Raw genomic sequence first — 25,420 nt, forward strand, 5'->3', positions numbered from 1 at the left:
CCGGGGAGATCATTGCGAACTGCCTAGTTTTTTGCCACCAAGTATGACGTTCGCTGGGGGTAGGGGCCGATCAGGGCTGAAAAACAGCTTTGATGAGCGGCTTTCTGCTTTCCCATAACAAGGATGGCATGATGGCACTTACCCTAATTATCCTGGGTGGCCTGCTTTCGATCGCCTATGGCTTCTGGGCCATTAGCGATGTGATGAAGCGGGACGCCGGGTCTCAGCGTATGCAGGAAATCGCCGGCGCGATTGCCGAAGGCGCAAAAGCCTATCTTCGCAGGCAATATTTCACGATCGCGATCGTCGGTGTCGTCCTCTTCATCGTCATCGCCTACCTCCTCGGCTTCCGGGTCGCCATCGGCTTCGCCATCGGTGCGATTCTGTCCGGCATGGCCGGCTTCATCGGCATGAACGTTTCGGTCCGTGCCAACGTCCGCACCGCCCAGGCTGCCACCCAATCCCTCGGCGGCGGCCTCGACGTGGCCTTCAAGGCCGGCGCGGTCACCGGCATGCTGGTGGCGGGCCTCGCCCTTCTCGGCGTGGCGCTCTACTACGGCTATCTCACCCGCATCGCCGGTCTGGCCCCGTCCGACCGCGTGGTCGTCGACAGCCTCGTCGCCTTGGGTTTTGGCGCTTCGCTGATTTCGATCTTCGCCCGTCTCGGCGGCGGCATCTTCACCAAGGGCGCCGACGTGGGCGGCGACCTCGTCGGCAAGGTCGAGGCCGGTATTCCGGAGGACGACCCGCGCAACCCGGCCACCATCGCCGACAATGTGGGCGACAATGTCGGCGATTGCGCCGGCATGGCCGCCGACCTGTTCGAGACCTACGCGGTGACCGTGGTCGCGACCATGGTGCTCGCGGCGATCTTCTTTGCCGGCCAGGCCACCCTCGACACGATGATGATGTATCCGCTCGCCATCGGCGCCGCCTGCATCGTCACCTCGATCATCGGCACCTTCTTCGTGAAGCTCGGACAGAACGAGTCCATCATGGGCGCGCTCTATAAGGGTCTGATCGTGACGGGAGTTCTCTCGGCCGTCGCCATCGCCCTCGTCACGTGGCAGATGATCGGCTTCGGACCGGTGGCCGGTGCTCAGTTCACGGGCCAGGCCCTGTTCTGGTGCGCCATCGTCGGTCTCGCCGTGACGGCGTTCATCGTGGTCATCACCGAGTACTATACCGGCGTCGGGTTCCGTCCCGTGCGGTCCATTGCCCAGTCCTCCGTGACGGGCCATGGCACGAACGTGATCCAGGGCCTCGCCGTTTCGCTCGAATCCACGGCGCTGCCGACCATCGTGATCATCGCGGGCATCGTCGTGGCCTTCAAGTTCGCGGGTCTGTTCGGCATCGCCATCGCCGTGACCGCCATGCTGGGTGTTGCTGGCATGATCGTGGCGCTCGATGCCTTCGGTCCGGTGACGGACAACGCCGGCGGCATCGCGGAAATGGCCGGTCTGCCCAAGGAGGTCCGCAAGTCGACGGACGCTCTCGACGCGGTCGGCAACACCACGAAGGCCGTGACGAAGGGGTACGCCATCGGCTCAGCCGGCCTCGGCGCTCTGGTGCTCTTCGCAGCCTACACCTCTGACCTGAACTACTTCACGCAGAACGCGGCGCAGTATCCGTACTTCCAGGGTGTGGCGCCGAACTTCTCGCTGACCAATCCCTATGTGGTGGTCGGCCTGCTGTTCGGCGGCCTCATCCCATTCCTCTTCGGCGGCATCGCCATGACGGCGGTGGGCCGCGCGGCGGGAGCAGTGGTGGAGGAAGTGCGCCGTCAGTTCCGTGAGAAGCCGGGCATCATGGCGGGTACGGACCGTCCCGATTACGGCCGCGCGGTCGACATGCTGACCCGCGCTGCGATCAAGGAAATGATCGTGCCCTCGCTGCTGCCGGTGCTGGCGCCGATCGTGACCTACTTCGTAGTCTACTGGGTGGCGGGGAAGTCCGAGGCCTTCTCTGCCGTGGGTGCCATGCTGCTCGGCGTGATCGTCACGGGCCTGTTCGTCGCCATTTCGATGACGTCGGGCGGCGGTGCGTGGGACAACGCGAAGAAGTCGTTCGAGGACGGCTTCACGGATGCCTCCGGCACCACCCATCACAAGGGTTCGGAAGCCCATAAGGCCTCCGTCACGGGCGACACCGTCGGCGATCCCTACAAGGACACCGCGGGCCCTGCCGTGAACCCGGCGATCAAGATCACCAACATCATCGCCCTGCTGCTTCTGGCAATCCTGGCGCATTCATAGGAACGGTCGCTCAAAGCGATCCGGGACCCGCGGCGAAAGCCGCGGGTTTTTTGTTGGTACGATCAAGCCAAACAAAAATGGCCGGGACGGGCCCGGCCATTGGATAAACTCAGACGGCTGATCGATCAGCTGAATGGATTGAAGCTTGTCATGCCCTTGAAGATCTGGCCGAGGAAGCTGGATTCCTCGCCGCCGGCCGGCGTGGTCCGGCTGATGAAGTCGAAGACCTTGCCGTCCTGCAGCCCGTAGAGCGCCACGCGCTCGACCCGCAGGCTCGGGTCGAAATAAACGGCAGTGACCTGCTGATCCACCACCTGCTCGCCCATGAACTGGAGCGTCCGGCGGGACCGCTGGCTGATATAATACCAGTTGCGGTTGCCGACCGTGGATACGGTGGAAGGCGTACCGAGGGTCTGGAGGACCTGATCGGCGCTCATGCCCTTCTTGACCTGAGCGATGGCCCGCTCATCTACGACATAGCCGCGCTGGAACTCCTCGCCCACGCCATTGCAGGCGGTGACGGACAAGGCGAGAACGGCTGCGCTCGCCAGGCGCACCAAGAGGCTGTGATATCGACGCATCGTACGGTTCTTCCAGAAATGCGGCGCGGATAAGCTTGCGCCTTTCGACGGTGATGGCGTAACCCGAGGCTACGATTTTGACAAGCTTGGAAGGGCAGAGCCTTGATCTTCAGTCTCTTCCGCAAGGATCCCCGTCGCGTTGCCATCGCGTCTCTTTATAAGAGAATCGCCACGGCGTCGCGCTCTCCGGGGCTCTACGCGGCACTTGGCATTCCCGATACGCTGGAGGGGCGGTTCGAAGCCCTGTCCCTGCATATGGTTCTGGCTTTGCGCGCGCTGCGCGTACTGCCCACGCCTGCGGACGAGGTTGCCAAGGACCTGACCGATGCCTTCTTCCGGGACATGGATGCCTCCTTAAGAGAAATGGGGGTCGGCGATACCGTGGTGCCCAAGCGGATGAAGAAGATCGCCGAGTCCTTCTACGGCCGGGCTCATGCCTATGACGGACCCCTCGACGGCCAGAACGAGGCAGAACTCGCCGTCGCCCTCGGGCGCAACGTCTATGGCGGCGAGGCACCGGCTACGTCCCTGGCGCGTTATGCCCTGGCAGCCGATGGGGGCTTCCGGACGGCCGATCTGGACACCCTCCTGGCGACCGGACCGACTTTCCCCGATCCTGAGACCTTTGCGCAAGGAGGCAACAGATGACCCCCGAAACCGTAGGCCCCTTGTCGCGGCTCGTCGACGTCGGGAGAGTTCCTCCGCGCGGGCAGGAGGTTCAAGTAGTGGCAACGGCCGAGGAATGCGTTGCTCTGGCCAAGGATTTCGGCCTTCCCGCGATCCAGTCTCTCTTGGGGATCTACCAGCTCAAAACCTCGGCCAAAGGCATCAATGTCACGGGGCTGGTCAAGGCGTCCATTACCCAGATCTGCGTCACGACGCTGGAACCCTTCGATTCCATCATCGAGGAGGAGGTCGAGGTGGACTTCGCCGAGTCCTCCGGCATGCCGGCAGAGCCTCCGACCGATATCAACGAGTACAATCCGCCCGATGAGATCGTAAACGGCCAGATCGACCTCGGAGCGCTCACCGCCGAGTTCCTGGCTCTCGGGCTCGATCCCTATCCCCGCAAGCCGGGCATCGATTTCAGCTATCAGGATCCCGCCGACGAGAAGGATTCGCCGTTTGCCGCCCTAGGCAAGCTGAAGGGGGGCGAATAAGGGCTGGCGGGGGCGGCCCTTAAGGCATATGTCAGGCCTACGGAGGCGGATTCCGGGGCCAGAGAATTCAGTTGCGGAGCCGTCGCAAACCGCTATTTTCCGCCCCCGTTGAATGACTTAAAAGAAAGAACAATCGTTCATGCCGAAGCCGGTGCGCATTTCGCTCGATGCGATGGGGGGCGACCATGGTCCCTCCGTCGTGGTCCCGGGGGCTGCCTTGGCCTTGGAGCGCCACCCCGGCCTTCGCTTCCTGATGTTCGGCAACGAAACCCTCGTCGTGCCCCTTCTGAACGCTCATCCCAAGCTGAAGGAGGCGACCGAGCTGCGGCATACCGATATCGCCATCTCCATGGATGAAAAGCCGAGCCAGGCCATCCGGATGGGGCGGGGCAAGTCATCCATGTGGCGCGCCGTGCAGGCGGTCCGGGACGGGGAGGCGGATGCCGCCGTCTCTGCCGGCAATACCGGCGCCCTGATGGCGACGGCCAAGGTCTGCCTCAAGACCATGGCGCATATCGAGCGCCCGGCCATCGCCTGCATGTGGCCGACCATGCGGGGTGAGAGCATCGTGCTCGACGTCGGTGCGACGATCGGTGCGGATGCCGGCCATCTGGTGGACATGGCGATCATGGGTTCGGCCATGGCCCGCATCGTGTTCGATCTGGAACGCCCGACCGTCGGGCTTCTCAATGTCGGCACTGAGGAGATCAAGGGCATCGAGGCGGTCAAGGAAGCGGGGCGGATTCTCAAGGAATCGAACCTGCCGCACCTCGATTACCGCGGCTTCGTCGAGGGCGACGATCTCGGCAAAGGAACCGTCGACGTGGTCGTGACCGAGGGATTCACAGGCAATATCGCCCTGAAGACCGCCGAAGGAACGGCCAAGCAGATCGCTCAGTATCTCCGCTCCGCCATGAGCCGCACCCTGATGGCGAAAATCGGCTATCTGTTCGCGAAACAGGCTTTTAACGCTCTCAGGGACAAGATGGACCCGCGCAAGGTCAATGGGGGCGTATTTCTCGGTCTCGAAGGGGTGGTGGTCAAAAGCCACGGCGGGACGGACGATCTCGGCTTCGCCAGCGCCATCGATGTCGCTTACGACATGGCGCATTTTGAATTGATGAACACGATCCGGACCATGCTCGAGCAAGACCCGGTTGGCCAGACGGCCTGAGGAAGACGCATCTTGAAACGCACCCGTTCCATCGTACGCGGCATCGGCTCCTATCTGCCGAGGCGCAGGCTGACGAACCAGGACCTCGAAAAGGTGGTGGAGACTTCGCACGAGTGGATCGTGCAGCGCACCGGCATCGAGGCGCGTCATATCGCAGACGACGACGAGACCACGTCGGTTCTCGGCACCAAGGCGGCCGAGGCGGCCCTCGCCGATGCCGGGCTGACGGCCAATGACATCGATCTCATCATCTGCGCCACGTCGACGCCGGACTACACCTTCCCGTCGACAGCCACCATGATCCAGAACGGTCTGGGCATGACCCACGGCGTCGCCTTCGACCTCCAGGCCGTCTGCACCGGCTTCGTCTACGCAGTCGCGACAGCCGATAAATTCCTGCAATCGGGCTCGCACAAGCGCGCCCTCGTGATCGGCGCCGAAACCTTCTCCCGTATCCTCGACTGGAACGACCGCACCACCTGCGTGCTCTTCGGCGACGGGGCTGGGGCCATCGTGCTCGAGGCCCAGGAGGGGGAGGGCACCTCCAGCGATCGCGGCGTCCTGACGTCCCATCTGCGCTCAGACGGGCGCTACCGGGACAAGCTCTATGTCGATGGCGGCCCCGGCTCCACCAAGACAACGGGCGTCCTGAAGATGGAGGGTCGCGAGGTTTTCAAGTTCGCCGTCGGAATGGTGGCGGACGTGGTGCAGGACGCCTTCGCCGCCACCGGTACGAGCGCCGAGGAATTGGACTGGTTCGTTCCGCATCAGGCCAACCGGCGGATCATCACCGCGAGCGCCGACAAGCTCGGAATTGCCCAGGACAAGGTCGTCATCACCGTCAACCGGCACGGCAACACCTCGGCCGCCTCGATCCCGCTGGCATTGGACGTGGCCCGCAAGGATGGGCGGATCAAGGACGGCGACCTCGTGATGATCGAGGCCATCGGCGGTGGCTTCACCTGGGGGAGCGCCTTGATCCGCTGGTAGGATCAAGGCAATTCGACTCTGGTGGTAACCAACTGTTCTACCTTGGCGGTTGACCGTGGGGAGCCATCTGCATAGCGTCTATCGACGACACGACCAACGAACTCATTCGCGCTGGGGAGCTCAATGGCTGGCAAAACGATAACGAGAGCGGATTTGAGCGAGGCTGTGTACCAGAAGGTCGGTCTCTCGCGGACCGAATCGGCCGAACTGGTCGAGCGGGTCCTGGCTGAGATCTGCGACAGCCTGGCTGCCGGCGAGACGGTGAAGCTGTCCTCATTCGGCTCGTTCATCGTACGCAGCAAGGGCGAGCGCGTCGGCCGCAACCCGAAGACCGGCGTCGAGGTTCCGATCGATCCGCGCAGGGTGATGGTCTTCAAGCCGTCGAATGTCTTGAAGGCCCACATCAACGGTGAGACCTTCGAAGGCGAGGATTGATCCGGTTATGGCGAGCGGCGTCATGGACAAGAGCCCCGACGCATTCCGCACCATCAGCGAGGTCGCCGAGGATCTCGACGTCCCGCAACATGTGCTGCGCTTCTGGGAGACCCGCTTCAGCCATATCAAGCCGCTGAAACGCGGCGGCGGGCGGCGCTACTACCGCCCCGACGACGTCGACCTGCTCAAGGGGATCCGCCATCTCCTCTACGGCGAAGGCTACACGATCAAGGGCGTTCAGCGCATCCTGAAGGAGGAGGGCGTCCGTTTCGTTCACGCGATCGGGCGGGGCGAGCAAAGCGTCGCCGCACTTCATCCCGAGACTGTCGACGCAGAGCCGGACGAGGGGGAGCCTGCCGAGGAAGGTCACTTCGCCGACGAGGGTAAAGCATCGCATGTCTCGCTCGAGCGCGGCCTGCCTCCGGATGCTCTCCGTGGTCTCCAGGCTGCCCTCGATGATCTCTATGAATGCGACCGAGTGCTCTCCTCCCTGAAGGGAGCTGGCGGGCCTCCCCTGGTCGAATGAAATCTCAACGCCGCAAGGACTTCGCCTTGGGTCTCTGGCCCTTTCCTGCCTTGGCGGTTCAGGTTTCTCCCGGGCATTGGAAAATGACTGCTTTGGACCCTTGACAGGGGGGTGGGTGAACCTTAAACCGCACCCACACCGCTTCGGCGGTCCGATGCGCGGGCGTAGCTCAGTCGGTTAGAGTGCCGGCCTGTCACGCCGGAGGTCGCGGGTTCGAGCCCCGTCGCCCGCGCCACTTTCCCTTCAAAATGCGAAGTTCGATACCACAGCCCGCCATCCGGCGCGTCGCTCCGGCGATGCCTGCCGAGTCGAGGCGGGCACTTTTTGCCTGTACATGCATTCTCCTATCGACTTCCGACGCTTGGCCAAGCTCTGTCAGCCGGTTCAGAACGTCTTTGCGGGGATCGAGCATTCGACCCGGGAAGAAATCGACGAGATTTGCGCCGAGTGCAAGGCTGAGGCTCAGGCTGGGATGACTGCCAACCGGCAAGGCGGCTAAAGCGGCAGAACGGGTCGCATCCCAGTTTGGAATGGTTCTTTTTGCGGCAGTGCAAACACTTGTCACGGAAGGGGAACTCAGCTAAGCCTCCCGCGCAATTGGCGTGATGTCGCAGGGGCTTTTGTCGGGCCTTTCTGAGGCTTAAATGCGTTTAAGATTGGTGGCTTAGGCCCGAGTTCTGTTCCTTCTAGGTGTCGCATGACGAATCTCCTCGCCGACTACCTGCCTCTCGTAATCTTCATCGGCGTCTCGCTCCTGATCGGAGTGGCGCTGCTCGTGGCGCCGTTCATCGTCGCCTATAGCCGCCCCGATACCGAGAAGCTGTCTGCCTACGAGTGTGGGTTCAATGCCTTCGACGATGCTCGCATGAAGTTCGATGTGCGGTTCTATCTCGTCGCCATTCTCTTCATCATTTTCGACCTGGAAGTGGCATTCTTGTTTCCCTGGGCCATTACCTTCGGGAACCTGGGGTGGTTCGGCTTCATCTCCATGATGATCTTCCTCGGCGTCCTGACGGTCGGTTTCATCTACGAGTGGAAGAAGGGAGCCCTTGAATGGGATTGATCTCCGATAACCAGTCGACCCTGGTCGCTCCCGCTCCCCGCGGTGTCATCGACCCGAACACCGGCAAGCCGGTCGGCTCGACGGACCCCTATTTCGTTTCGATGAACGAGGAGTTGTCCGACAAGGGCTTCCTCGTGACCTCGACCGAGGATCTCATCACCTGGGCGCGCACCGGCTCGCTCATGTGGATGACCTTCGGCCTGGCCTGCTGCGCCGTCGAGATGATGCAGATGTCCATGCCGCGCTACGACGTCGAGCGCTTCGGCTTCGCCCCGCGCGCGTCGCCGCGCCAGTCCGACGTGATGATCGTCGCCGGCACACTCACCAACAAGATGGCTCCCGCTCTCCGCAAGGTCTATGACCAGATGCCGGAGCCGCGCTACGTCATCTCCATGGGATCCTGCGCCAATGGCGGTGGCTATTACCACTATTCCTATGCCGTAGTGCGTGGCTGCGACCGGATCGTACCGGTGGACATCTACGTTCCCGGCTGTCCGCCGACGGCCGAGGCGCTTCTGTACGGGGTGCTGCTTCTGCAGAAGAAGATCCGCCGGACCGGCACCATCGAGCGCTGAGCAAAGGTCGTTGCATGAGTGCTGATCTCCAAGTCCTGAGCGATCATATCGCCTCGTCCCTCGGCGAGGCGGTCGAGGACAGGGCCATTGCCTTCGGCGAATTGACGATCGTCGTCCGCCGCGAGGACATCGTCCGGGCGGCGACCTTCCTGCGTGACGATCCGCAGTGCCGGTTCGTTTGCTTCATCGATATCTGCGGCGCCGATTATCCGGCCCGCGAGAACCGCTTCGACGTGGTCTATCACCTGCTCGCGCCGCATCATAACCAGCGCATCCGCGTGAAGGTCGAGACGGACGAGGTGACCCCTGTTCCCTCGCTCGTCGACCTGTGGCCGGCGGCGAACTGGTTCGAGCGCGAGGCTTATGACCTCTATGGAATCTTGTTTTCGGGCCATCCGGACCTTCGCCGCATCCTGACGGATTACGGCTTCGAAGGGCACCCGCTCCGTAAGGACTTCCCCATGACCGGCTATGTCGAAGTCCGCTACGACGACGGTCAGGGGCGTGTGGTCTACGAGCCGGTCAAGCTCAATCAGGAATTCCGCAACTTCGATTTTCTCTCGCCTTGGGAAGGCACGGACTACGTGCTGCCGGGCGACGAGAAAGCCAAGACCTAAAGGAGCGGAAGGCGACCCATGGGCGAGCATAATATCCGCAACTTCACCATCAATTTCGGCCCGCAGCACCCGGCCGCGCACGGCGTCCTGCGCCTCGTGCTGGAGCTGGATGGCGAGGTCGTCGAGCGCGTCGATCCGCATATCGGCCTGCTGCACCGCGGCACCGAGAAGCTGATCGAGTACAAGACCTACGTTCAGGCGAACCCCTATTTCGACCGGCTCGACTATGTCGCGCCGCTGAACCAGGAACACGCCTATTGCATGGCGGTCGAGAAGCTGCTCGGCATCGAGGTGCCCCGCCGCGCCGAGCTGATCCGGGTGCTTTATTCCGAAATCGGGCGTCTTCTCTCGCACCTCCTCAACGTGACCACGCAGGCCATGGATGTCGGCGCGCTCACGCCGCCTCTCTGGGGCTTCGAGGAGCGCGAGAAGCTCATGATTTTCTATGAGCGCGTTTCCGGCTCGCGCATGCACGCCAATTATTTCCGCCCCGGCGGCGTCAACATGGATATCCAGCCGGAGCTGATCGACGACATCGAGGCGTTCTGCGATCCGTTCCTGAAGGTGCTCGACGATCTCGATACCCTCGTCATCGGCAACCGCATCTTCAAGCAGCGCAACGTCGATATCGGCGTCCTCACGCTTGACGATTGCTGGAAGTGGGGCTTCTCGGGGGCGATCGTCCGCAGCTGCGGCGTGGCCTGGGACCTGCGCAAGTCGCAGCCGTACTCGCTCTACGAGGAGATGGATTTCGACATCCCCGTGGGCCTGAACGGCGACAATTACGACCGCCAGGTCATTCGCATGGAGGAGATGCGCCAGAGCGTGCGCATCATGCGCCAGTGCCTCGACAAGCTGCGCGCGCCGGACGGGCAGGGACCGGTATCCACGCTCGACGGCAAGGTCGCGCCGCCGTCGCGCAAGGACATGAAGCGCTCCATGGAAGCGTTGATCCACCACTTCAAGCTCTACACCGAAGGCTTCCACGTCCCTGCGGGCGAGGTCTATGTGCCGGTGGAAGCCCCGAAGGGCGAGTTCGGCGTCTATCTGGTGTCCGACGGCACCAACAAGCCCTATCGCTGCAAGGTCCGGGCTCCGGGCTTTGCTCATCTTCAGGGCATGGATTTCATGTGCCGCGGCCACATGCTGGCCGACGTCGCCGGAATCTTGGGTTCTATCGACATCGTGTTCGGCGAGGTCGACCGCTAAGCAAGACCGGCCCCGATGCCGGGGCAGGACGTCACGCTCTCCGAAGCGTGCAGAACTGGTTCAAGTCGTGTGGCCGGGCCTTTTGCCCGGCCATGACGATGAGGAGAAGAGTGTATGGCCGTTCGCAAGCTCGCGCCTGAAGACATGCAGCCCGAGAGCTTCGTTCTCTCCCCGGAGACCGAGTCTTTCGCGGACAAGGAAATCGCCAAGTACCCGCCGGGCAGGCAGGCCTCGGCGGTCATTGCCCTGTTGACGAAAGCCCAGGAGCAGGCCGGCGGCTGGCTGCCGCGCAAGGCCATCGAGGCTGTCGCCGCCAAGCTCGACATGCCGGCCATCCGGGTGATGGAAGTGGTGACCTTCTACACGATGTTCAACCTCGAGCCGGTTGGAAAATACTTCATCCAGTTCTGCGGTACGACGCCCTGCGTCCTGCGCGGAGCGGGCGACATCAGACGAGTTCTCGAGCGCCGCATCGGCGATCAGAACCATGTCACCCCGGACGGCACATTCTCCTGGCTCGAGGTCGAGTGCCTGGGCGCCTGCTCCAACGCGCCGATGGTGCAGATCAACGACGATTATTACGAGGATCTGACGACCGAGAACTTCGAGACGCTTCTCGACGATCTCGCCGCAGGCCGACCGGTGAAGGTCGGGTCCCAGATCGGCCGCATCCGGTCCGAGCCTTTCGAGGCCGTCAACACGCTCCAGGACCCGGCACTTTATGACGGTTCCGTCGTCGGGGCTTGGCGCAAGCGGTTCGAGGAGCAGGCAAAGGCCGAGACTGGCGAGGCTGCAGCCGCCGTCGCCAGCATCCCGCAGGAGGCCAAGGCCGCCAAACCGTCGGCAGGACGCGCCATTGAGAGCGATGCCGCCGATACCCCGGCCAAGCGCGCCAAGGAAGGTGAGCGGCCGATCAGCCGGACCGACCAGAAGGAAGCGGCCGATCCGTCCAAGGCGACCAAGGTCGAGCCGAAGGATGCCGGCGCGCAGCCGGCTCCCCAGAGCAGCAAGTCCTACGTGGCGACGCCGAAGAAGGAAGGCGAGGCGGTGCCGGTGAGCCCGACGACGCCCGAGGCCGGTACGCCGCCTGCACAAGCCGAGACCCGCCGCGACGGCAGCGAGAGCAAGCCGGGCGTGACGGTCGACAAAGACAACAAGTCGTCCTGATGGAGTGATCGGGAATGCTTCAGGACAAAGATCGTATCTTCACCAATCTCTACGGCTTCCATTCGCCGGACCTTGAGGCCGCCAAGATGCGCGGCAACTGGGACGGAACCAAGTTCCTGCTCGAGCAGGGCCGCGACTGGATCGTCAACGAGATGAAGGCTTCGGGCCTGCGCGGCCGCGGCGGCGCAGGCTTTCCCACGGGCCTGAAATGGTCCTTCATGCCGAAGCAGTCGGACGGGCGTCCGCACTACCTCGTCGTGAACGCCGACGAGTCGGAGCCGGGGACCTGTAAGGACCGCGAGATCATGCGGAACGATCCGCATCTTCTCGTCGAAGGCTGCCTCATCGCCTCCTTCGCCATGGGCGCGCACGCGGCCTACATCTATATTCGCGGCGAGTACGTGGCCGAGCGTCATGCGCTCCAGCGCGCCGTGGACGAGGCCTATGAGGCGAAGCTCATCGGCAAGGACAACATCCACGGTTATCCCTTTGACCTCTACGTCCACCACGGCGCAGGTGCCTATATCTGCGGCGAGGAGACGGCGCTCATCGAGAGCATGGAGGGCAAGAAGGGCATGCCGCGGCTGAAGCCGCCGTTCCCGGCCAATATGGGCCTCTATGGCTGCCCGACGACCGTCAACAATGTCGAGTCCATCGCCGTCGCCGGCACGATCCTGCGCCGCGGCGCAGCGTGGTTCTCCGGCATCGGGCGCCCGAACAACGTCGGCACCAAGCTCTTCTGCGTCTCCGGCCACGTGAACAAGCCCTGCAACGTGGAAGAGGCCATGGGCCTGACCTTCCGCGAGCTGATCGACGGACATTGCGGCGGCATCCGCGGCGGCTGGGATAACCTGCTAGGCGTCATCCCGGGCGGCTCCTCGGTACCGATCGTGCCGGCCGACCAGATCGCCGACGCCTACATGGATTTCGACACGCTGCGGAATCTCAAGTCCGGCCTCGGCACCGCCGCCGTGATCGTGATGGACAAGTCCACGGATATCGTTCGCGCCATCGCCCGCATCTCGTATTTCTACAAGCACGAGAGCTGCGGCCAGTGCACGCCGTGCCGAGAGGGCACGGGCTGGATGTGGCGCGTGCTCAACCGCATGGCCGAGGGCCGCGCCCAGAAGCGCGAAATCGACATGCTGCTCGAAGTGTCGACCCAGATCGAAGGCCACACCATCTGCGCGCTCGGCGACGCGGCGGCATGGCCGGTCCAGGGTCTCATCCGCCATTTCCGTCATGAGATCGAGAAGCGGATCGACGATTACGCGGTTAACCCGCATTCCGAATCCGTCCTGATCGCGGCGGAGTGAGATTGAAGATGGCGAAAATCATCGTTGATGGCGTCGAGGTCGACGTTCCCGCGGAATACACGCTGCTCCAGGCCGCCGAGGCGGCGGGAGCGGAAATTCCGCGCTTCTGCTACCACGAACGGCTTTCGATCGCCGGCAATTGCCGCATGTGCCTCGTCGAGGTGAAGGGCGCGCCCAAGCCGGTGGCCTCCTGCGCCTGGGGCGTGCGCGACTGCCGGCCCGGCCCGAACGGCGAGCCGCCGGAAATCTCGACCAAGTCGCCGACGGTGAAGAAGGCGCGGGAAGGGGTGATGGAGTTCCTCCTCATCAACCACCCGCTCGACTGCCCGATCTGCGACCAGGGCGGCCAGTGCGACCTGCAGGACCAGGCGATGGCCTACGGCGTCGACACCAGCCGCTATCACGAGAACAAGCGCGCGGTGACCGACAAGTATCTCGGCCCGCTGGTGCGCACCTCCATGAACCGGTGCATCCACTGCACCCGCTGCGTGCGCTTCACGGCCGAAGTCGCCGGCGTGCCCGATCTCGGCGCTCTGTGGCGCGGCGAGGACATGGAGATCACCAGCTATCTCGAAAAGGCCCTCGGCTCCGAGCTCCAGGCCAACGTGGCCGATCTCTGCCCGGTCGGCGCGCTGACCCACAAGCCGGAATCTTTCCACTACCGTCCCTGGGAGCTCACCAAGACCGATTCCGTCGACGTGATGGATGCGGTCGGCTCCTCGATCCGCGTCGATTCCCGCGGCCGCGAGGTCATGCGCATCTTGCCGCGCGTGAACGAGGCGGTGAACGAGGAGTGGATCACCGACAAGACGCGCCAGATCGTGGACGGCCTGCGCCTGCAGCGCCTCGACCGTCCCTTCGTGCGGGAGAACGGTCGCCTGCGCGCGGCGTCTTGGCAGGAGGCTTTCGCCACCATCTCCAGCCGGGTGAAGGGAACGGATCCGAAGCGCATCGGCGCGATCGTCGGTGATCTTGCCGCGGTCGAGGAGATGTATGCGCTGAAGCTGCTCATGGAGAGCCTCGGCGTCACCAACATCGATGCCCGCCAGGACGGCAGCCTGCTGTCGCCGGTCTATGGCCGCGGCTCCTATCTCTTCAATTCCACGATCGCCGGCATCGAAGATGCGGATGCGATCCTGATCGTGGGTTCGAACCCGCGCATCGAGGCTTCGCTCGTCAATGTGCGCATCCGCAAGCGCTGGCGCATGGCGCCGCCGCCGATCGCGATGATCGGCGAGCATGCCGATCTGACCTACCCTTATGACTATCTCGGTGCCGGTCCCGAGACGCTGGCCGATCTTGCTGCCGGCCGCCACAGCTTCATCGAAAAGCTGCGGGCCGCCGAGCGTCCGCTGGTCATCGTGGGGCAGGGCGCGCTCTCCCGTTCCGACGGCCTTGCCGTTCTCTCGGCCGTGGCGCAGCTCGCTCGCGACGTGGGTGCGGTGAAGGATGGCTGGAACGGCTTCTCGGTCCTGCACAATGCCGCCTCCCGCGTCGGCGCCCTCGATCTCGGTCTCGTGCCGGGCGAATGGGGCCTGAACGCCCAGGCCATGGCGCAGGGCAATGTGGACGTGCTCTTCAACCTCGGTGCGGATGAGATCGAGATCGCACCCGGCGCCTTCGTGATCTACCAGGGCACCCATGGCGACCGCGGCGCGCACCGCGCCGACGTGATCCTGCCGGCGGCAACCTATACCGAGAAGTCCGGAACCTACGTGAACACGGAAGGCCGGGTGCAGCTCGCCAACCGCGCAGCCTTCGCCCCCGGCGAGGCCCGTGAGGACTGGGCGATCCTGCGCGCCCTGTCCGACGTGCTGGGCCACCGCCTGCCGTTCGACTCGCTGAATGCGCTGCGCGCCAAGCTTTACGCGCATTTCCCGCATTTCGCGGCGATCGATACGGTCCAGCCTGCGGATGCCGCCGCAGCCGTCCAGGCGCTCGCCAATGTCGGCGGGACCCTCGGCCGCGAGGCTTTCGCGAGCCCGGTGAAGGATTTCTACCTGACGAACCCGATTGCCCGCGCTTCCGGCGTCATGGCCGAGTGCTCCGCGCTCGCCCGGTCGCTGAAGCTCGAAGCGGCGGAGTAAGAGGAACGGATCATGGATTTCGGAGATATCGTCCTCGCAGTCGCGATCATGCTGGGCAAGAGCCTGCTCATGCTCGTGGCTCTCCTCATCTTCATCGCCTATGCGCTCTATGCCGACCGCAAGGTCTGGGCGGCGGTGCAGCTTCGCCGCGGCCCGAACGTGGTCGGCCCCTGGGGCCTGTTCCAGTCTTTCGCCGACCTGCTCAAGTTCGTGCTGAAGGAGCCGGTGATCCCGGCGCCGGCCAACAAGGGCATGTTCCTGCTGGCGCCGCTGGTGATGTGCACCCTGTCTCTGGCAGCCTGGGCGGTCATTCCGCTCAATGCCGGCTGGGCCATCGCCGACATCAATGTGGGCATCCTCTACATCTTCGCGATCTCGTCGCTCGGCGTCTACGGCGTCATCATGGGCGGCTGGGCCTCGAACTCGAAGTACCCGTTCCTCGGCGCGCTCCGCTCGGCAGCCCAGATGGTCTCCTACGAGGTCTCCATCGGCTTCGTGATCGTGACCGTGCTCATGTGCGCCGGAACCCTGAACCTGTCGGCCATCGTGGAATCGCAGAATACCCGCCTCGGCATCCTCGGCTGGTACTGGCTGCCGCTGTTCCCGATGTTCGTGGTGTTCTTCATCTCCGCCATGGCCGAGACGAACCGCCCGCCCTTCGATCTGCCTGAGGCGGAGTCCGAGCTCGTGGCCGGCTACATGGTGGAGTATTCGTCCACGCCGTACCTGCTCTTCATGCTCGGCGAGTACGTGGCCATCATGACCATGTGCGCGCTCGGCACGATCCTGTTCCTCGGCGGCTGGCTCTCCCCGATCCCGTTCGCGCCCTTCACCTGGATCCCGGGCGTGATCTGGTTCGTTCTCAAGGCGAGCTTCCTCTTCATCCTTATCGCCATGGTGAAAGCCCTGGTGCCACGCTACCGCTACGATCAGCTCATGCGCCTCGGCTGGAAGGTCTTCCTTCCGCTCTCCCTGGCCATGGTCATCATCGTGGCAGCTGTCCTGATGGCGACCGGCAATGCGCCGGGCGTCCGCTAAAGGAGATCGGCCCCATGCAGCTCGATCGCATTGCCCAATCGCTCCTGCTGAAGGAGTTCATCTCAGGGTTCGTCCTGACGGTGAAGTATTTCTTCAAGCCGAAGGCGACCCTGAACTATCCCTTCGAGATGGGTCATCGCGGGCCTCGTTTCCGCGGCGAGCACGCCCTGCGGCGCTATCCCAACGGGGAAGAGCGCTGCATCGCCTGCAAGCTCTGCGAGGCCATCTGCCCGGCCCAGGCCATCACCATCGAGGCCGGCCCGCGCCGCAACGACGGCACCCGCCGCACGACGCGCTACGACATCGACATGGTGAAGTGCATCTATTGCGGCATGTGCCAGGAAGCCTGCCCGGTGGACGCCATCGTGGAGGGTCCGAACCTGGAGTTCTCTGTGGAGACCCGCGAGGAACTCTACTACGACAAGGCCAAGCTTCTCGATAATGGGGAGCGCTGGGAGCGCGAGATCGCGAGAAACCTCGCGAAGACCGCGCCCTACCGGTAAAAGGCGTCCTGCCAGGCAAGGGCAGGGGGCAAGCAGGTCCGGCGGGTTGTGCCCCCCGGATTCGGATTTTATAGACAGGCCGCCGGATTCTCCGGAGCCACGTCGGAAGGGGTCGCCTCGGGCGGCTTGAGCTTAAGCATGACGGTTACCGCCGCCTTCTTCTATCTGTTCGCGACGATCACGATCGCCTCCGGCTTCATGGTGATTGCCTCCCGCAACCCCGTGCAGTCGGTGCTGTTCCTCATCCTAGCCTTCGTCAATGCGGCGGGCCTGTTCCTGCTGATGGGGGCGGAGTTCCTGGCGATGATCCTGGTCATCGTCTATGTGGGCGCGGTCGCGGTGCTCTTCCTTTTCGTCGTCATGATGCTCGACGTGGACTTCGCCGCGTTTCGCCAGGGCTTCCTGCAATACCTGCCCATCGGCGGCCTGATCGGGGTGATCCTCCTGCTCGAGCTGATCCTGGTGGTCGGGACCTACACCATCGACCCGGGTCTGGTGCGCTCCCCGTCCGTGCCGATTCCGGCCGCCGACGTGATGACCAACACCGAGGCTCTCGGCCAGGTGCTCTACACCCGCTACTTCTACTTCTTCCAGGCGGCAGGCCTGATCCTGCTGGTGGCCATGATCGGCGCCATCGTCCTGACCCTGCGCGAGCGGGTCGGCGTGCGGCGCCAGGACATTTCCAAGCAGAATGCCCGGACGCAGCAGACCGCCGTCGAGGTGCGGAAGGTTCCCTTCCGCCAGGGCATCTAAGGAGAGACGACATGGTAATCGGACTGGGTCATTATCTCACCGTCGCCGCCGTCCTCTTCACGCTCGGCGTGTTCGGCATCTTCATCAACCGGAAGAACGTGATCGTCATCCTGATGTCCATCGAGCTGATCCTGCTCGCCGTGAACATCAACATGGTGGCCTTCTCGACCCACCTGAACGACATCGTCGGCCAGGTCTTCGCCATGCTGATCCTCACGGTCGCGGCGGCGGAGGCGGCGATCGGCCTGGCCATTCTGGTGGTCTTCTTCCGCAATCGCGGCTCCATCGCGGTTGAAGACATCAACAGGTTGAGGGGCTAAGCCCATGATTCAGAACCAGCGGTCCGCGTCAGCGAAAAGTGGGAACCGGTTTTCTGACCAAAATCATGCGGCCATGAGCCAGGCCCGAACGGCGAAGTAAACGACAATGTATCACGCAATCGTCTTCCTGCCGCTCGTCGGCTTCTTCATCGCAGGCATCTTCGGACGGGTCCTCGGCGCCCGGCCGAGCGAGATCGTCACGACCGCGCTGCTCTTCGTAGCGGCGGTCCTGTCCTGGGTGGCTTTCATTCAAGTCGGCTTCCTCACCAATGCTGAGCCTGGCTCCGGGCCGGTGTTTGAACGTATCCAGGTGGCCCAGTGGATGTCGGTCGGCGATCTCCAGGTCGATTGGGCGTTCCGGATCGACACGCTGACCGTCATGATGCTGGTGGTGGTGAATACCGTTTCGGCCCTCGTGCACCTCTATTCCATCGGCTACATGCACGAGGATCCGCACCGTCCGCGCTTCTTCGCCTATCTGTCGCTCTTCACCTTCACCATGCTCATGCTGGTGACGGCGGACAACCTCGTCCAGATGTTCTTCGGTTGGGAAGGCGTGGGCCTCGCGAGCTATCTGCTCATCGGCTTCTGGTACCAGAAGGATTCTGCCAACGCGGCGGCCATGAAGGCCTTCATCGTCAACCGCGTCGGCGATTTCGGCTTCCTGCTCGGCATCTTCATGGTCTTCGTGCTGTTCAACGGCGTCACCTTCGACCAGATCTTCCCGCGCGTCGCAGAGTTCCAGAACGCACGCTTCATGTTCCTCGGCATCGAGTGGCATGCCCTGACCATTGCTTGCCTGCTGCTCTTCATGGGCGCCATGGGCAAGTCGGCTCAGTTCCTGTTGCACACCTGGCTTCCGGACGCCATGGAAGGCCCGACCCCGGTCTCGGCCCTCATCCATGCCGCCACCATGGTGACCGCCGGCGTCTTCATGGTCGCGCGCCTATCGCCGATCTTCGAATATGCTCCTTCGGCTCTCGCTGTCGTTACTGTCATCGGCGGCATCACGGCCTTCTTCGCCGCGACGGTCGGTCTGGTTCAGAACGACATCAAGCGCGTCATCGCCTATTCGACCTGCTCTCAGCTCGGCTACATGTTCGTGGGCCTTGGTGTCGGCGCCTACGGCGCCGGCGTGTTCCACCTGTTCACGCACGCCTTCTTCAAGGCGCTGCTGTTCCTGGGTGCCGGCTCGGTCATTCACGCCATGCACCATGAGCAGGATATCCGCCATATGGGCGCCCTGCGCCGGTACATTCCGTTCACCACGGCGATGATGGCGGTCGGCACCCTGGCTCTGACCGGCTTTCCGTTCACCGCAGGCTATTATTCCAAGGACGCGATCATCGAGGCGGCTTATGCGGCCCATTCCTCGGCGGGCTCCTTTGCCTTCCTGGCGACGGTTGTCGCTGCCTTCATGACCTCGTTCTACTCCTGGCGTCTGTTCTTCCTCACCTTCGAGGGAACTGCGCGCTGGGGCCACAGCCATCACGACCAGCACGCGCATGGCCAGCACGAGGGCGTCGAGCACGATGCACACGGTCACGACGTCGAGCCGGCGACCCATGCCCAGCATGAGCACGGCCATCACGGCGACCACACGCCCCATGAGAGCCCGCTCGTGATGCTGCTGCCGCTGCTCGTGCTCGCCACCGGCGCGGTTGTCGCCGGCATCGTCTTCCACGGCGCCTTCATCGGCGAAGGCTACCAGGAGTTCTGGAAGGGCGCTCTGTTCACCCGTCCCGACAACCACATCCTGGAAGAGATGCACCATCTCCCGGGCTGGGTCCCGCTGCTGCCGACGATCATGATGATCCTCGGCTTCCTGCTGGCCGTCTACATGTACATCATCGACAGCAAGCAGCCGGAGAAGCTCGCCGCCGATCACCCGATCCTGTACCGCTTCCTCTTGAACAAGTGGTACTTCGACGAGCTGTACGACGCGATCTTCGTGCGGCCCGCCATGGCCATCGGCCGCTTCCTCTGGCGCACCGGCGACCAGAAGATCATCGACGGGCTCGGGCCCGACGGCATCTCCGCCCGCGTCCTCGACGTGACGCGCGGCGTGGTGAGGGTGCAGACCGGCTATGTCTATCACTATGCCTTCGCGATGCTGATCGGCGTTGCAGCTCTCGTGACCTTCTATCTCTTCAGGGGAGTGTAACTATGCTCGGCTTCGGCATCCTCTCCGGCCTTCTCATCCTGCCGCTTGTCGGCGCGGCCTTCATCCTGACCCTGCGCGGCGATAGCGAGGCCGCCCGCTCGAACGCCCGCTGGGCCGCCCTTGCGACGACGATCGCCACCTTCCTGCTGTCGCTCGTCGCCTGGGCCCGGTTCGATATCGCCTCGGCCTCGTTCCAGCTCGTGGAAAGCCATTCCTGGCTGACCGAGACCATCCGCTTCAAGCTCGGCGTCGACGGCTTCTCGATTCCGCTCATCCTGCTCACTACGTTCCTGATGCCGTTCTGCATCCTGGCCTCGTGGGACTCGATCGAGACCCGGATCAAGGAATATTTCGTCGCTTTCCTTGTCCTCGAAACCACGATGATCGGCGTGTTCTGCGCCCTCGATCTCGTGCTGTTCTACCTGTTCTTCGAGGCGGGCCTCATTCCGATGTTCCTCATCATAGGCATCTGGGGCGGCAAGCGGCGCATCTATGCGAGCTTCAAGTTCTTCCTCTACACGCTGCTCGGCTCCGTCCTGATGCTCCTGGCCATCATGGCCATGTACTGGACCGCGGGCACGACGGACATTCCGACCCTCCTGGGCTACAAGTTCGCGCCGAACCTGCAGATCTGGCTGTGGCTTGCCTTCTTCGCCTCGTTCGCGGTGAAGATGCCCATGTGGCCGGTTCACACCTGGCTTCCGGACGCGCACGTGGAAGCGCCGACGGCAGGCTCCGTGATCCTGGCGGGCGTGCTGCTGAAGATGGGCGGCTACGGCTTCATCCGAGTGTCGCTGCCCATGTTCCCGGATGCGTCACTCTATTTCGCGCCGCTGGTCTATGCGCTCTCCGTCATCGCGATCATCTACACCTCGCTGGTCGCCCTGATGCAGGAGGACATCAAGAAGCTCATCGCCTATTCCTCGGTAGCGCATATGGGCTTCGTCACCATGGGCCTGTTCAGCATGAACGAGCAGGGCATCCAGGGCGCCATGTTCACCATGATCTCGCACGGTCTGGTCTCCGGTGCGCTCTTCCTCAGCGTCGGCGTGATCTACGACCGAATGCATACCCGCGAGATCAAGGCCTATGGTGGCCTCGTGAACCGGATGCCGCTTTATGCCGTCGTGTTCCTGATCCTGACGATGGCGAACGTCGCCCTGCCGGGCACGTCGGGCTTCATCGGCGAGTTCCTGACCCTGATGGGCGCCTTCCGCTCCAACACCTGGGTCGCGTTCTTTGCGGCATCGGGAGTGATCCTTTCGGCAGCCTATGCGCTCTGGCTCTACCGGCGCGTCGTCTACGGCGAGCTCGACAAGCCGGCGCTCCAGACCATCACGGATTTGAACCGCCGCGAGATCATCACCTTCGCGCCGCTCATTCTGCTCATCATCTATTACGGTATCCAGCCCGGTCCCATCCTCGACGCCTTCGCTGCGCCGACGGATGCGCTCATGAACAGCGTCCAGGCCGCGCTTGCCACCGTGAAAACGGCAGCTCTTGCCGCACACTGAGGTCACGATGAATCCCGCCCTCACCATTCCCGCCTTCGGTCCGATGCTGCCAGAGATCCTCATGGCGGCCGGAGTTCTCGTCATGGTGCTGTTCGGCGCCTTCCGCGGCGAGCGCCCGGGCTACGGCATGAACATCATCGCGCTCGCGCTTCTGGCCGTCGCCTTCGTGGCGGTGCTCATGCTGCCGTCCGAGCGGGTCGAGACCATGGCCGGCTCTTTCGTGGTGGACAGCTTCGCCAAGTTCATGAAGGCGCTGACGCTGATCGCCTCCGCCGGCGGCGTGATCCTCTCGCTCGACTACATGCGCCGCGAAGGGATCAGCCGCTTCGAGTACCCGATCCTGATCGTGCTCTCGACCATCGGCATGATGATGGTGATCTCGGCGAACGATCTGATCGCGCTCTATCTCGGCCTCGAGCTGCTCAGCCTGTCGTCCTACGTGATCGCAGCCTTCGACCGCGACAACGTGCGCTCGACAGAAGCCGGCCTGAAGTATTTCGTGCTCGGCGCCCTGTCCTCCGGCATGCTGCTCTACGGCGCCTCGCTGGTTTATGGCTTTACCGGCAGCGTGTCCTTCCCGACCATCGCCTCGACCTTGCAGGGCAATACCGTCGGCATCGGCGCCATCGTCGGTCTCGTCTTCATCGCCGCCGGCATCTCCTTCAAGATCTCGGCCGTGCCGTTCCACATGTGGACGCCCGACGTCTACGAGGGCTCGCCGACGCCCGTGACGGCGTTCTTCGCCGCCGCGCCCAAGATGGCCGGCATGGCGATGGCGACGCGCGTCTTCATCGATGCCTTCCCGGGCATCCTGGTGCAGTGGCAGCAGATCATCGTCTTCATCTCGATTGCCTCGATGGCGCTCGGCTCGTTCGCCGCCATCGGCCAGCGCAACCTGAAGCGCCTGATGGCCTATTCCTCCATCGGCAATGTCGGCTATGCGCTGATCGGCCTTGCCGCCGGCACGCCGGACGGTGTCCAGGGCGTCGCAATCTACATGGCGATCTATCTCGCCATGACGCTCGGCTCCTTCGCGATTATCCTCGCCATGCGCCGCGGCAACGTGATGTTCGATTCGATCGACGATCTTTCCGGCCTCTCCCGCACGCATCCCGCCCTGGCCTTCTGCCTGGCGATGATGATGTTCTCGCTCGCCGGCATTCCGCCGCTCGCCGGCTTCTTCGCCAAGTTCTACGTCTTCGCCGCCGCTATCCAGGCCAACCTCGTCGCCCTCGCCGTGATCGGCGTGGTGACGAGCGTAGTGGGCGCTTATTACTACCTGCGCATCGTCAAGGTGATGTACTTCGATGCGCCGGGCGAGCGCTACGATGCCATGCCGATGGGCGTGAAGCTCGTGCTGGCAGTCAGCAGCATCTTCGTCGTCCTGTTCGGCATCGTCCCGTCGCCGCTGGTCGCCGCAGCGGGTGCCGCTGCGCGGTCGCTGTTCTAGTCGTGAACCTGTCGCCCGAGACTGAGTCTACCGGTTACCGGCTTGTCTCGCTCGAGGCGACGGACTCGACGAACGACGACGCCCTGAAGGCCGCTCGCTCCGGCGATCCGGGGCAGCTCTGGATCACCGCTGCCGAGCAGCTGGCGGGCAGGGGGCGTCACGGGCGGCAATGGTCGTCGCCCCAGGGCAACCTCTATGCCAGCCTCCTTCTGATCGACCCCTGCGAAGTCGCCGCAGCACCCCAACTCGGTTTCGTGGCAGGCCTAGCCCTGCACGAGGCGGTGGAGGAGGTGACGGGAATCGGGGCGCCGAATCTCTCCCTGAAATGGCCCAACGACTTGTTGCTCGACGGCGCCAAGGTCTCCGGCCTCCTGCTCGAAGGGCACAAGATTCAGGCGGATGGGCCCCTCGCCATCGTGATCGGATTCGGCGTCAACGTCGCCTTCGCTCCGACCGGCACGCCCTATCCGGCCGCTGCGCTGACGACGGTCAGGCCCGACCTCACCAGGGACATCCTGCTCCGCTCCCTTGCTGCAGCCTTCGCCAGAACCTTCTCGGCATGGCGCACTTCGTCCCGCATGAATGCATCTGATCCTTTCGGCGCAATCCGTCGGCTCTGGTTGGAGCGGGCAGCGGGAGTGGGGGAAGAGGTGAGGCTTCGATTGCCCGCGGGCGAAAAGAAGGGTGTGTTCGAAGGTCTCGACAGGTTCGGACGTCTGCAGCTGAAAAGCCCCCACGGGGTGGAACTCATCGATGCGGGCGACCTTTATTTTCCCAATTTGCTACACGATATAGCCAAGCCCGACGCTGGCACGAAAAGGTTTTGAACTGAATGGCTTCCCACCAGGACGAATTGGTCTTTCTTCCCCTTGGAGGACTCGGCGAAATCGGCATGAACGCTGCGCTCTACGGCTTTGGCCCCGAAGCGAACCGGCAGTGGATTCTTGTCGATTGCGGCATGGGTTTCGGCGGCGAGGAGAACCTTCCTGGCATCGATCTCGTCTATCCGGATCTGAGCTTCATCGAGGAGGAGCGCCATAACCTTCTCGGCATCTTCATCACCCATGCCCATGAGGATCATATCGGCGCTCTCGTCGAGATGTGGCCGCGTCTTCGTGCCCCGGTCTACGCGACGAAGTTCGCCATCGGCCTTCTTGAGACGCGCCGCCTCTCCGAGCCCAATGCGCCGAAGGTCGATCTGAACGAGATCGTGCCCGGTCAGCGGCTGAAGCTGGGCGCCTTCGAGATCGAATATGTGCCAGTGGCCCACTCGATTCCTGAATCGAATGCACTTGCCATCCGGACCCCGCAAGGTCTCGTGGTGCATACGGGCGACTGGAAGCTCGACAACACGCCTTATCTCGGCAGCCTGACGTCGGAAGAGACGTTCCGCGCTCTGGGCGACGAGGGCGTTCTCGCGCTCGTCTGCGATTCCACCAACGTGGTCCGCGAAGGCACCAGCCCCAGCGAGTCCGACGTTTCCCGCAGCTTGGCGCAACTGATCAAGGATGCGCCGCACCGGGTGGCGGTGACGACCTTTGCCTCCAACGTCGCGCGCATCCGCTCGGTCGCCGAAGCCGCCCGCGAGTGCGGGCGCGAGGTGATCGTGGTCGGCCGCGCCATGGATCGGGTGGTCGAGGTGGCGAAGGAATGCGGCTATCTGGAAGGCTTGCCGGAATTTCGTTCGCCTGAGAATTTCGGCTATCTGCCGCGCGACAAGGTGGTCGCGATCCTCACCGGATCCCAGGGTGAGCCCAGGGCCGCGCTCGCCCGCATCGCGCAGGATGAGCATCCCGATATCGCGCTCTCTGCCGGCGACCGGGTGATCTTTTCGTCCCGCGCCATCCCCGGCAACGAGAAGGAAGTCGGCTCCATCATCAACAGGCTGATCGAGCAGGGCATCGAGGTCACGACCGACCGTAACGAACTGGTCCATGTCTCGGGCCATCCGCGGCGGGGCGAACTCGCGCAGATGTATCAATGGACCCGTCCGCGCATCGCCATTCCCGCCCATGGTGAAGCCCTGCATCTGAGCGAGCATGCCAAGTTCGCGCGGGCCCAGGGCGTGCAGGAGGTGGTCAAGGCTCGCAACGGAACTCTTGTCCGCCTCGCGCCGGGACCGGCCGAGATCGTCGACAAGATCCCGGCTGGGCGCCTCTACCGGGACGGGAACATCGTCATCCGCGCAGGTGAGCGGGCGCTGCCCGAGCGGCGCAAGCTGGCTTTTGCCGGCATCGTCACCGTTGCCATCGCCATCGACGACAGGGGCGAACTCGTCGGCGACCCGGTCATCGATGCCATGGGTCTGCCCGACAAGAATCGTCAGGGCCGCGAGATGACCGATATCATCGCCGATACGGTGGCCGATCTGCTCGATGGGCTGTCCAAGGCCAAGCGCCGGGATCCGGAGGCCGTGGAGAACGCGGTGCATCGTGCCGTCCGCGCTGCCGTGAACCAGGAATGGGGCAAGAAGCCGGCCTGCCACGTCCTTGTGATCGAGGCCTGAGAATCGAGGGGGAGGGA

24 protein-coding genes and 1 tRNA gene are annotated in these 25,420 nt (G+C 63.6%); 24 read left to right on the forward strand and 1 reads right to left on the reverse strand.

The window, feature by feature from the left end; translation table 11 throughout:
- The first annotated feature begins 128 nt into the window (after positions 1-128).
- Positions 129-2,255 (forward strand): sodium-translocating pyrophosphatase, encoded by a 2,127-nt coding sequence (locus BB934_RS27280; RefSeq protein WP_099513252.1) that lies wholly within the window; start codon positions 129-131, stop codon positions 2,253-2,255.
- 125 nt (positions 2,256-2,380) lie between these two features.
- Here BB934_RS27280 and BB934_RS27285 read toward each other — a convergent pair whose 3' ends face one another.
- Complete coding sequence (locus BB934_RS27285) at positions 2,381-2,836, reverse strand: outer membrane protein assembly factor BamE (RefSeq protein WP_099512476.1); 456 nt, start codon at positions 2,834-2,836, stop codon at positions 2,381-2,383.
- A 102-nt stretch (positions 2,837-2,938) separates the two neighbouring features.
- Here BB934_RS27285 and BB934_RS27290 point away from each other — a divergent pair, with 102 nt between their 5' ends.
- The 23 genes from BB934_RS27290 to BB934_RS27400 all read left to right on the forward strand — a co-directional run bounded on the left by BB934_RS27290 (position 2,939) and on the right by BB934_RS27400 (position 25,403).
- Positions 2,939-3,484 (forward strand): ubiquinol-cytochrome C chaperone family protein, encoded by a 546-nt coding sequence (locus BB934_RS27290; protein WP_099512477.1) that lies wholly within the window; start codon positions 2,939-2,941, stop codon positions 3,482-3,484.
- On the forward strand, positions 3,481-3,996 hold the full coding sequence (locus BB934_RS27295) for a YceD family protein (RefSeq protein WP_099512478.1): 516 nt from the start codon (positions 3,481-3,483) through the stop codon (positions 3,994-3,996). The genes BB934_RS27290 and BB934_RS27295 overlap by 4 nt, the downstream gene beginning before the upstream one ends.
- A 139-nt stretch (positions 3,997-4,135) precedes the next feature.
- A complete protein-coding gene (gene plsX, locus BB934_RS27300; RefSeq protein ID WP_099512479.1) occupies positions 4,136-5,170 on the forward strand; it encodes a phosphate acyltransferase PlsX in 1,035 nt (344 codons plus the stop codon).
- A 12-nt stretch (positions 5,171-5,182) separates the two neighbouring features.
- On the forward strand, positions 5,183-6,160 hold the full coding sequence (locus tag BB934_RS27305) for a beta-ketoacyl-ACP synthase III (RefSeq protein WP_099512480.1): 978 nt from the start codon (positions 5,183-5,185) through the stop codon (positions 6,158-6,160).
- A 123-nt stretch (positions 6,161-6,283) separates the two neighbouring features.
- Entirely contained in the window at positions 6,284-6,595 is a 312-nt protein-coding gene (locus tag BB934_RS27310; RefSeq protein ID WP_009491113.1) for an integration host factor subunit alpha, read from the forward strand.
- 22 nt (positions 6,596-6,617) lie between these two features.
- Positions 6,618-7,121 carry a MerR family transcriptional regulator gene (locus tag BB934_RS27315; RefSeq protein WP_099513253.1) on the forward strand — a complete coding sequence of 168 codons (504 nt, stop codon included), beginning with the start codon at positions 6,618-6,620 and terminating at the stop codon, positions 7,119-7,121.
- A 158-nt stretch (positions 7,122-7,279) separates the two neighbouring features.
- Positions 7,280-7,356: transfer RNA gene (locus BB934_RS27320), tRNA-Asp, on the forward strand.
- A gap of 462 nt (positions 7,357-7,818) precedes the next feature.
- Positions 7,819-8,184: an NADH-quinone oxidoreductase subunit A gene (locus BB934_RS27325; RefSeq protein WP_036351452.1), complete on the forward strand. Its 366-nt coding sequence runs from the start codon at positions 7,819-7,821 to the stop codon at positions 8,182-8,184.
- On the forward strand, positions 8,175-8,759 hold the full coding sequence (locus BB934_RS27330; protein WP_099512481.1) for a NuoB/complex I 20 kDa subunit family protein: 585 nt from the start codon (positions 8,175-8,177) through the stop codon (positions 8,757-8,759). The genes BB934_RS27325 and BB934_RS27330 overlap by 10 nt, the downstream gene beginning before the upstream one ends.
- Before the next feature lie 14 nt (positions 8,760-8,773).
- Positions 8,774-9,376, forward strand: coding sequence for an NADH-quinone oxidoreductase subunit C (locus BB934_RS27335; protein ID WP_099512482.1), 603 nt, complete (start codon positions 8,774-8,776; stop codon positions 9,374-9,376).
- 18 nt (positions 9,377-9,394) lie between these two features.
- On the forward strand, positions 9,395-10,585 hold the full coding sequence (locus BB934_RS27340) for an NADH-quinone oxidoreductase subunit D (RefSeq protein WP_099512483.1): 1,191 nt from the start codon (positions 9,395-9,397) through the stop codon (positions 10,583-10,585).
- A 114-nt stretch (positions 10,586-10,699) separates the two neighbouring features.
- A complete protein-coding gene (gene nuoE / locus BB934_RS27345; protein WP_099512484.1) occupies positions 10,700-11,752 on the forward strand; it encodes an NADH-quinone oxidoreductase subunit NuoE in 1,053 nt (350 codons plus the stop codon).
- A gap of 14 nt (positions 11,753-11,766) precedes the next feature.
- The gene (gene nuoF / locus BB934_RS27350) at positions 11,767-13,068 is read left to right on the forward strand and encodes an NADH-quinone oxidoreductase subunit NuoF (protein ID WP_099512485.1); all 1,302 of its coding nucleotides are present in this window, start codon (positions 11,767-11,769) and stop codon (positions 13,066-13,068) included.
- Positions 13,069-13,076: 8 nt separating this feature from the next.
- Positions 13,077-15,155, forward strand: a complete 2,079-nt coding sequence (nuoG, locus tag BB934_RS27355; RefSeq protein WP_099512486.1) for an NADH-quinone oxidoreductase subunit NuoG — start codon at positions 13,077-13,079, stop codon at positions 15,153-15,155.
- A 12-nt stretch (positions 15,156-15,167) separates the two neighbouring features.
- Positions 15,168-16,193, forward strand: a complete 1,026-nt coding sequence (nuoH, locus tag BB934_RS27360) for an NADH-quinone oxidoreductase subunit NuoH (protein WP_099512487.1) — start codon at positions 15,168-15,170, stop codon at positions 16,191-16,193.
- A 14-nt stretch (positions 16,194-16,207) separates the two neighbouring features.
- Positions 16,208-16,696, forward strand: coding sequence for an NADH-quinone oxidoreductase subunit NuoI (gene nuoI, locus BB934_RS27365; protein ID WP_099512488.1), 489 nt, complete (start codon positions 16,208-16,210; stop codon positions 16,694-16,696).
- Between the two features lie 138 nt (positions 16,697-16,834).
- Positions 16,835-17,449 carry an NADH-quinone oxidoreductase subunit J gene (locus BB934_RS27370; RefSeq protein ID WP_099512489.1) on the forward strand — a complete coding sequence of 205 codons (615 nt, stop codon included), beginning with the start codon at positions 16,835-16,837 and terminating at the stop codon, positions 17,447-17,449.
- 11 nt (positions 17,450-17,460) lie between these two features.
- On the forward strand, positions 17,461-17,769 hold the full coding sequence (gene nuoK, locus BB934_RS27375; RefSeq protein ID WP_099512490.1) for an NADH-quinone oxidoreductase subunit NuoK: 309 nt from the start codon (positions 17,461-17,463) through the stop codon (positions 17,767-17,769).
- A gap of 106 nt (positions 17,770-17,875) precedes the next feature.
- Positions 17,876-19,933: an NADH-quinone oxidoreductase subunit L gene (nuoL, locus tag BB934_RS27380; RefSeq protein WP_099512491.1), complete on the forward strand. Its 2,058-nt coding sequence runs from the start codon at positions 17,876-17,878 to the stop codon at positions 19,931-19,933.
- A 2-nt stretch (positions 19,934-19,935) separates the two neighbouring features.
- On the forward strand, positions 19,936-21,447 hold the full coding sequence (locus BB934_RS27385) for an NADH-quinone oxidoreductase subunit M (RefSeq protein WP_099512492.1): 1,512 nt from the start codon (positions 19,936-19,938) through the stop codon (positions 21,445-21,447).
- Positions 21,448-21,454: 7 nt separating this feature from the next.
- The gene (gene nuoN, locus BB934_RS27390) at positions 21,455-22,897 is read left to right on the forward strand and encodes an NADH-quinone oxidoreductase subunit NuoN (protein ID WP_099512493.1); all 1,443 of its coding nucleotides are present in this window, start codon (positions 21,455-21,457) and stop codon (positions 22,895-22,897) included.
- A 2-nt stretch (positions 22,898-22,899) separates the two neighbouring features.
- Positions 22,900-23,724 (forward strand): biotin--[acetyl-CoA-carboxylase] ligase, encoded by an 825-nt coding sequence (locus BB934_RS27395; RefSeq protein WP_099512494.1) that lies wholly within the window; start codon positions 22,900-22,902, stop codon positions 23,722-23,724.
- 5 nt (positions 23,725-23,729) lie between these two features.
- A complete protein-coding gene (locus tag BB934_RS27400; RefSeq protein WP_099512495.1) occupies positions 23,730-25,403 on the forward strand; it encodes a ribonuclease J in 1,674 nt (557 codons plus the stop codon).
- Positions 25,404-25,420: the final 17 nt, after the last annotated feature.

Source organism: Microvirga ossetica (genome assembly GCF_002741015.1).
GTDB lineage: Bacteria > Pseudomonadota > Alphaproteobacteria > Rhizobiales > Beijerinckiaceae > Microvirga > Microvirga ossetica.

Coding starts and splice junctions, on each gene's coding strand:
- BB934_RS27280 (WP_099513252.1), top strand. CDS start 129: ATGATGGCACTTACCCTAATTATCCTGGGTGGCCTGCTTTCGATCGCC.
- BB934_RS27285 (WP_099512476.1), bottom strand. CDS start 2,836: ATGCGTCGATATCACAGCCTCTTGGTGCGCCTGGCGAGCGCAGCCGTT.
- BB934_RS27295 (WP_099512478.1), top strand. CDS start 3,481: ATGACCCCCGAAACCGTAGGCCCCTTGTCGCGGCTCGTCGACGTCGGG.
- plsX (WP_099512479.1), top strand. CDS start 4,136: ATGCCGAAGCCGGTGCGCATTTCGCTCGATGCGATGGGGGGCGACCAT.
- BB934_RS27310 (WP_009491113.1), top strand. CDS start 6,284: ATGGCTGGCAAAACGATAACGAGAGCGGATTTGAGCGAGGCTGTGTAC.
- BB934_RS27315 (WP_099513253.1), top strand. CDS start 6,618: ATGGACAAGAGCCCCGACGCATTCCGCACCATCAGCGAGGTCGCCGAG.
- BB934_RS27325 (WP_036351452.1), top strand. CDS start 7,819: ATGACGAATCTCCTCGCCGACTACCTGCCTCTCGTAATCTTCATCGGC.
- BB934_RS27330 (WP_099512481.1), top strand. CDS start 8,175: ATGGGATTGATCTCCGATAACCAGTCGACCCTGGTCGCTCCCGCTCCC.
- BB934_RS27335 (WP_099512482.1), top strand. CDS start 8,774: ATGAGTGCTGATCTCCAAGTCCTGAGCGATCATATCGCCTCGTCCCTC.
- BB934_RS27340 (WP_099512483.1), top strand. CDS start 9,395: ATGGGCGAGCATAATATCCGCAACTTCACCATCAATTTCGGCCCGCAG.
- nuoE (WP_099512484.1), top strand. CDS start 10,700: ATGGCCGTTCGCAAGCTCGCGCCTGAAGACATGCAGCCCGAGAGCTTC.
- nuoF (WP_099512485.1), top strand. CDS start 11,767: ATGCTTCAGGACAAAGATCGTATCTTCACCAATCTCTACGGCTTCCAT.
- nuoG (WP_099512486.1), top strand. CDS start 13,077: ATGGCGAAAATCATCGTTGATGGCGTCGAGGTCGACGTTCCCGCGGAA.
- nuoH (WP_099512487.1), top strand. CDS start 15,168: ATGGATTTCGGAGATATCGTCCTCGCAGTCGCGATCATGCTGGGCAAG.
- nuoI (WP_099512488.1), top strand. CDS start 16,208: ATGCAGCTCGATCGCATTGCCCAATCGCTCCTGCTGAAGGAGTTCATC.
- BB934_RS27370 (WP_099512489.1), top strand. CDS start 16,835: ATGACGGTTACCGCCGCCTTCTTCTATCTGTTCGCGACGATCACGATC.
- nuoK (WP_099512490.1), top strand. CDS start 17,461: ATGGTAATCGGACTGGGTCATTATCTCACCGTCGCCGCCGTCCTCTTC.
- nuoL (WP_099512491.1), top strand. CDS start 17,876: ATGTATCACGCAATCGTCTTCCTGCCGCTCGTCGGCTTCTTCATCGCA.
- BB934_RS27385 (WP_099512492.1), top strand. CDS start 19,936: ATGCTCGGCTTCGGCATCCTCTCCGGCCTTCTCATCCTGCCGCTTGTC.
- nuoN (WP_099512493.1), top strand. CDS start 21,455: ATGAATCCCGCCCTCACCATTCCCGCCTTCGGTCCGATGCTGCCAGAG.
- BB934_RS27400 (WP_099512495.1), top strand. CDS start 23,730: ATGGCTTCCCACCAGGACGAATTGGTCTTTCTTCCCCTTGGAGGACTC.